Here is a 6,496-nt window from a genome sequence, read left to right on the forward strand (position 1 = left end):
AGTGCCGCTCCACGGCTTAACAAAACCCTAACAACTAAGGGTTGAAAAAGTGACGGTAACCCAAATAATTCTTATGTTTAAATTTAGACGTATTGAGCGTGTTTATTGTCTAAAAAGATACGCGACGTTACAACCTTAACCACAAATTGCGAGGCCAACCGTGAGTCTATTTGATAAAACGCATCTTGTCGCCCAGGCGGATGCACTACCGGGGCGCAACACGCCGATGCCGGTAGCAACGCTCCACGCCGTTAACGGCCACTCAATGACCAATGTTCCTGAAGGAATGGAGGTCGCGCTGTTCGCGATGGGCTGCTTCTGGGGCGTCGAGCGTCTGTTCTGGCAATTGCCGGGGGTCTACAGCACCGCGGCGGGCTATACCGGCGGCTACACGCCAAATCCAACCTATCGCGAAGTCTGCAGCGGCGACACCGGGCACGCGGAAGCGGTGCGTGTGGTGTATGATCCGCAGGTCATCAGCTATGAACAACTGCTGCAGGTTTTCTGGGAGAACCACGATCCGGCGCAAGGGATGCAGCAGGGTAACGACCACGGCACGCAGTACCGTTCAGCTATCTACCCGCTGACGCCAGAGCAGCTTGAAGCGGCGCAGGCCAGCATGCTGCGTTACCAGGCAGCGATGCGCGACGCCAACGACACCCGCGAGATCACCACCGAAATCGCCACGGCGAAACCGTTCTACTATGCCGAGGACGATCATCAGCAGTATCTGCACAAAAATCCGTACGGCTACTGCGGTATCGGCGGGATTGGCGTTTGCCTCCCCCCGCAGGCGTAATCCTGAAGAGTAAGGCCGCTGGCGAGAATAATTATCGCTCTGGTGGCTTTACAGACATTTACGCTATACTACGCTGTGTCATAGCCGGTCCAGCGCCTTCGGACCGGTTTTTTATGTATTCCACATTAAAAGAGTTATCCACTTCCCTTCCGAGGATCTGGCCTCAACGGTCAGAAAAGATATGTTAAACAGTATTTTAGTAATACTTTTCCTTATTGCCGTCAGTGCATTTTTTTCGATCTCTGAAATCTCACTGGCCGCATCACGTAAAATCAAACTCAAATTGCTGGCTGATGAAGGCAATGTGAACGCGCAGCGCGTTCTCAAAATGCAGGAAAACCCTGGCACCTTCTTCACCGTCGTGCAGATCGGCCTTAACGCCGTGGCCATTCTCGGTGGTATCGTCGGCGATGCCGCCTTTTCGCCTGCTTTCCACAGCGTACTGAGCCGCTACATGTCGCCGGAGCTTTCCGAGCAGCTGAGCTTTATTTTCTCCTTCACCCTGGTCACCAGCCTGTTCATCCTGTTTGCTGACCTGACGCCGAAACGCATCGGTATGATTGCGCCAGAAGCCGTGGCTTTGCGCATCATCAACCCGATGCGCTTCTGTTTACTGGTCTTCCGCCCGCTGGTGTGGCTGTTTAACGGCATGGCGAACAACATCTTCCGCCTGTTTAAAATCCCAATGGTGCGTAAAGACGACATCACCTCTGATGATATTTACGCGGTGGTGGAAGCCGGTGCGCTGGCCGGGGTACTGCGTAAACAGGAACACGAATTAATTGAAAACGTCTTTGAGCTGGAATCCCGTACCGTCCCCTCTTCGATGACGCCGCGTGAAAACGTGATCTGGTTCGATCTGCACGAAGACGAGCAGAGCCTGAAGAATAAAGTGGCGGAACACCCGCACTCCAAGTTCCTGGTATGTAACGAGGATATCGATCACATCATCGGTTACGTCGATTCAAAAGACCTGCTGAACCGCGTGCTGGCAAACCAGAGCCTGGTGTTAACCGGCGGCGTGCAGATCCGCAATACGCTGATCGTGCCGGATACCCTGACGCTCTCTGAAGCGCTGGAAAGCTTTAAAACCGCCGGCGAAGACTTCGCGGTGATCATGAACGAATACGCGCTGGTGGTAGGGATTATCACCCTCAACGACGTCATGACTACCCTGATGGGCGACCTGGTCGGCCAGGGGCTGGAAGAACAAATCGTCGCCCGCGATGAGAACTCCTGGCTGATTGACGGCGGGACGCCGATCGACGACGTGATGCGCGTGCTGGATATCGATGAGTTCCCGCAGTCCGATAATTACGAGACCATCGGCGGCTTTATGATGTTCATGCTGCGTAAGATCCCGAAACGCACCGATGCGGTGAAGTTCTCCGGTTACAAGTTTGAAGTGGTGGATATCGATAACTACCGTATCGACCAGCTGCTGGTCACCCGCATCGACAACAAACCAACGGTACTGGTACCGAAACTGCCTGATATCGAAGAAGCGGCGAAAAAAGAGAAAGGCGCGGCGTAAGCGGCCCTGAAAACATCAACGGCTCCCGATGGGAGCCGTTTTTTTTCGTGCCGTCATACCACGTTATGCGGTCTCAGTTTGCAGACGCATAACCTGACGATTGACTTCGGACATCACTGAGAAATGCAGTTTGTCTTTAACCTTCGGGATAAGGATTTTTCCCTTATCAAATTCAAAAGCGCCAACATCCTTGATGTACAACCGTCCACGAAACAGGATCTTCACGTACTTCGCCACTTGCAGCGGATTGTAGCGTTGGAAAATTTTCATTGTTGTCTCCTGCCAGGGTTACGCTCCTGCGGTGCCACAGTTAGCCCGCGTATCGGGAGCGCAAATTTTAATGCCCTAAAACTATAGTCCAGATTTCCGAAGACACCCAGTCTGTAGAAGTTTTTTTACCCTTTGATGACAATAATTCAGAATTTTCGTTTCAGGCATACGTAGTTGTTAGTATAAGTTTCCGTTTTTGGTCGAATGTGTGCGTTGGCACGCAAACTGGCATCACGCTTGCGGGTAATGGCGACGAATCGCACTTATCATTAAACAAGACCAAGTGGTCGGATCACCTGCATATAAAAAAGGATATCTCATGACCCTACGTAAGTTGCTGGCGGTTTCCGCCCTCCTGTTGCCGTTAATGGCTTCGGCGCATAATTTTGTCGACGGTCAGCGCGTCGCGCCGGTAGGCATCGCCGATCGCGGAGAACTAATACTGAATAACGATAAGTTTAGCTACAAAAACTGGAATAGCTCGCAGCTGGCGGGAAAAGTGCGCGTTATCCAGCATATTGCCGGGCGTACCTCGGCAAAAGAGAAAAATGCCAATTTGATTGAGGCGATTAAGGCGGCTGGCCTACCGCACGACCGCTATCAGACCACTACCATCGTCAATACCGACGACGCTATCCCCGGCTCCGGGATGTTCGTGCGCAGCAGTATTGAGAGCAATAAGCAGCTCTATCCGTGGTCGCAGTTTATCGTCGACAGCAACGGCCTCGCGCGCAAAGCCTGGCAGCTCGATGAAGGCAGTTCGGCAATTGTGGTGTTAGATAAAGACGGGCGTGTTCAGTGGGCAAAAGACGGCGCGCTGACCCAGCAAGAGGTGCAGCAGGTTGTCGGCCTGCTGCATAAGCTGCTTAATAAATAGAGACGCGGAAGCCGGGGTTGAGGAAGGATTCACGCGGCGTGTAGTCGAGGGTTTTACCCTGCCAGTCGTGAACGTGCGCCCCGGCGGCTACCGCGACCGCATGACCGGCGGCGGTGTCCCAGGTGCTGGTCGGCCCAAAGCGCGGATAGAGCTGCGCCTGGCCTTCCGCCACCAGGCAGAATTTCAGCGACGAACCGATTGAGGTGGTCTGGTGCTCGCCCAGTTGCTCCAGATACTCCTGCAGCTCCGGATCGTTACCATGGGAGCGGCTAATCACCACCAGCGGCGGGCGAGCATCGCGAACCTGAATCTGCTTGCGCACGCCGCACTCTTCTTTCCACGCCTTGCCATTTTGCGCGCTGTACATCACTTTCATCACCGGCGCGTACACCACGCCCAGCGTCGGTTTGCCGTTTTCAATCAGCGCGATATTAACGGTGAATTCGCCGTTGCGCTTGATAAACTCTTTGGTGCCGTCCAGCGGATCGACCAGCCAGTAGCGCTGCCAGTGCTGCCGCACTTCCCACGCCGGCGGATCCTCTTCAGAGAGGATCGGGATTGCTGCATCCAGCGCCTGCAGGCCGCTGACAATGACTTTATGCGCGGCGATATCCGCCGCGGTAACCGGAGAATCATCCTTTTTGCTGCTCACATCCATCGGCTGGTTCCCATCGTAGACATCCATGATGGCATCGCCCGCGGTCCGTGCAAGCTGACATACTTGTTCTAACATTCTCCACCTCTTCTGGTTACAGTGGCGTTAACTCGTTGTTTTATTTATATCGCATCATCACCAGTTCCGCTATCTGTGATAACACTAGCGGTTTCCATTCACGCTTTTCTGGCAGAATTCACAATTCTGTAAGCAACAGAATGTAAATACATTTTCTTTTGTGCCATTGCTCATAAAAAAGGACGCCTCTGATGATTAAGTTTAGCGCAACGCTGCTGGCCACGCTGGTGGCGGCCAGCGTCAACGCGGCGACGGTCGACCTGCGGATCATGGAAACCACCGATCTGCACAGCAATATGATGGATTTCGATTACTACAAAGATGCCGCGACGGAAAAATTCGGCCTGGTCAGAACCGCCAGCCTGATTGAAAAAGCCCGCGCGGAAGCGAAAAACAGCGTGCTGGTGGATAACGGCGATGTTATTCAGGGTAGCCCACTGGGCGACTATATGGCGGCAAAAGGACTTAAAGAGGGGGATGTGCATCCGGTTTATAAGGCGATGAACACCCTGAATTACGCCGTCGGCAATCTGGGAAACCATGAATTCAACTACGGTCTCGACTTCCTGCACAAGGCGCTGGCCGGGGCGAAATTCCCCTACGTTAACGCCAACATTATCGATCTCAAAACCGGCAAACCGATGTTTACGCCCTACCTGATTCAGGATACCGAGGTTCAGGATAGCGATGGTCAACCCCATACCCTGCGCATCGGCTATATCGGTTTTGTGCCGCCGCAGATCATGACCTGGGATAAAGCTAACCTCAGCGGCAAGGTGAAGGTCAACGACATCACTGAAACCGCGCGTAAGTACGTACCGGAGATGCGCGCGAAAGGCGCTGATGTGGTAGTCGTGGTTGCGCATTCCGGCCTCTCCGCCGACCCCTATCAGGCAATGGCGGAAAACTCGGTCTACTACTTAAGCCAGGTACCCGGCGTTGACGCCATTATGTTCGGCCACGCTCACGCGGTGTTCCCCGGTAAAGACTTCGCCACCATTAAAGGCGCGGATATCGCCAAAGGTACGCTGAATGGTATTCCGGCGGTGATGCCGGGAATGTGGGGCGATCATCTCGGGGTGGTCGATTTGGTGCTGAATAACGACAGCGGTAAATGGCAAGTGACGCAGGCTAAAGCCGAAGCGCGACCTATTTACGACGCGGTAGCGAAAAAATCACTGGCGGCGGAAGATAGTAAAATGGTGGCGGTGCTGAAAGCCGATCACGACGCCACTCGCGAATTCGTCAGCAAGCCTATCGGCAAGTCCGCCGACAACATGTACAGCTACCTGGCGCTGGTGCAGGACGACCCGACGGTGCAGGTGGTCAACATGGCGCAAAAGGCCTATGTCGAACACTACATTCAGGGCGATCCGGATCTGGCGAAGCTGCCGGTACTCTCCGCCGCCGCGCCGTTTAAAGTCGGTGGGCGTAAAAACGATCCGGCAAGCTTTGTCGAAGTGGAAAAAGGCCAGCTCACCTTCCGTAACGCCGCCGACCTCTATCTCTACCCGAACACGCTGGTGGTGATGAAGGTAAGCGGTAAAGAGGTCAAGGAGTGGCTCGAATGCTCCGCCGGGCAGTTTAACCAGATTGACCCCGCCAGCAGCAAACCACAGTCGCTGATTAACTGGGAAGGGTTCCGCACCTATAACTTCGACGTGATTGACGGCGTCAATTACCAGATCGACGTCAGCCAACCGGCGCGCTACGACGGCGAGTGCCAGATGATTCACCCGCAGTCAGAACGCATCAAAGACCTGACCTTTAACGGTAAGCCTATCGATCCGCAGGCCACCTTCCTCGTCGCCACCAATAACTATCGCGCCTACGGCGGCAAATTCGCCGGTACCGGCGACAGCCATATCGCTTTTGCCTCCCCGGACGAAAACCGTTCGGTGCTGGCGGCGTGGATTGGCGCACAGTCGAAGAAAGATGGCGCGATCCATCCGGCGGCGGATAACAACTGGCGACTGGCGCCGATCCACAGCAAAACGCCGTTGGATATTCGCTTTGAGACCTCGCCTGGCGACAAAGCCGCGGCGTTTATCAAAGAGAAAGCACAGTATCCGATGCGGCAGGTGGCGACTGATGATATTGGTTTCGCTATTTATCAGCTGGATTTGAGTCAGTAATGCCTGTTCCCCGGTGGCGCTGCGCTTACCGGGGCTACAAAGCGGAGCTGGCCGGTAGCCCGGATTAGGCGTCAGCCGCTATCCGGGTACATCTCCCCGGTGGCGCTGCGCTTACCGGGGCTACAAAGCGGAGCTGGCCGGTAGCCCG

General features: G+C 54.5%; 6 protein-coding genes. 4 read left to right on the plus strand and 2 right to left on the minus strand.

Annotated features, from left to right (window positions below; translation table 11 throughout):
* Positions 1-160 precede the first annotated feature (160 nt).
* Both msrA and ABLU78_RS19195 read left to right on the plus strand, forming a co-directional pair.
* Positions 161-799 carry a peptide-methionine (S)-S-oxide reductase MsrA gene (gene msrA, locus ABLU78_RS19190; protein WP_015368592.1) on the plus strand — a complete coding sequence of 213 codons (639 nt, stop codon included), beginning with the start codon at positions 161-163 and terminating at the stop codon, positions 797-799.
* Positions 800-980: 181 nt separating this feature from the next.
* Positions 981-2,333 carry a hemolysin family protein gene (locus ABLU78_RS19195; protein ID WP_015368593.1) on the plus strand — a complete coding sequence of 451 codons (1,353 nt, stop codon included), beginning with the start codon at positions 981-983 and terminating at the stop codon, positions 2,331-2,333.
* Positions 2,334-2,396: 63 nt separating this feature from the next.
* Here ABLU78_RS19195 and ABLU78_RS19200 read toward each other — a convergent pair whose 3' ends face one another.
* Positions 2,397-2,603, minus strand: a complete 207-nt coding sequence (locus ABLU78_RS19200) for a DUF1107 domain-containing protein (protein ID WP_015368594.1) — start codon at positions 2,601-2,603, stop codon at positions 2,397-2,399.
* A 319-nt stretch (positions 2,604-2,922) separates the two neighbouring features.
* Here ABLU78_RS19200 and ABLU78_RS19205 point away from each other — a divergent pair, with 319 nt between their 5' ends.
* Positions 2,923-3,480 (plus strand): YtfJ family protein, encoded by a 558-nt coding sequence (locus ABLU78_RS19205; RefSeq protein ID WP_015704190.1) that lies wholly within the window; start codon positions 2,923-2,925, stop codon positions 3,478-3,480.
* On the opposite strand, the gene cysQ is transcribed toward ABLU78_RS19205, so the two are convergent.
* Positions 3,470-4,213, minus strand: coding sequence for a 3'(2'),5'-bisphosphate nucleotidase CysQ (gene cysQ / locus ABLU78_RS19210; protein WP_015704189.1), 744 nt, complete (start codon positions 4,211-4,213; stop codon positions 3,470-3,472). The two genes, ABLU78_RS19205 and cysQ, sit on opposite strands and share 11 nt — an antisense overlap.
* 191 nt (positions 4,214-4,404) lie before the next feature.
* Here cysQ and cpdB point away from each other — a divergent pair, with 191 nt between their 5' ends.
* Complete coding sequence (gene cpdB / locus ABLU78_RS19215; RefSeq protein WP_048229715.1) at positions 4,405-6,348, plus strand: 2',3'-cyclic-nucleotide 2'-phosphodiesterase; 1,944 nt, start codon at positions 4,405-4,407, stop codon at positions 6,346-6,348.
* Positions 6,349-6,496 lie beyond the last annotated feature (148 nt).

Source organism: Klebsiella sp. JN_Kp122, from assembly GCF_040062085.1.
In the GTDB taxonomy this organism is placed as follows: domain Bacteria; phylum Pseudomonadota; class Gammaproteobacteria; order Enterobacterales; family Enterobacteriaceae; genus Klebsiella; species Klebsiella aerogenes.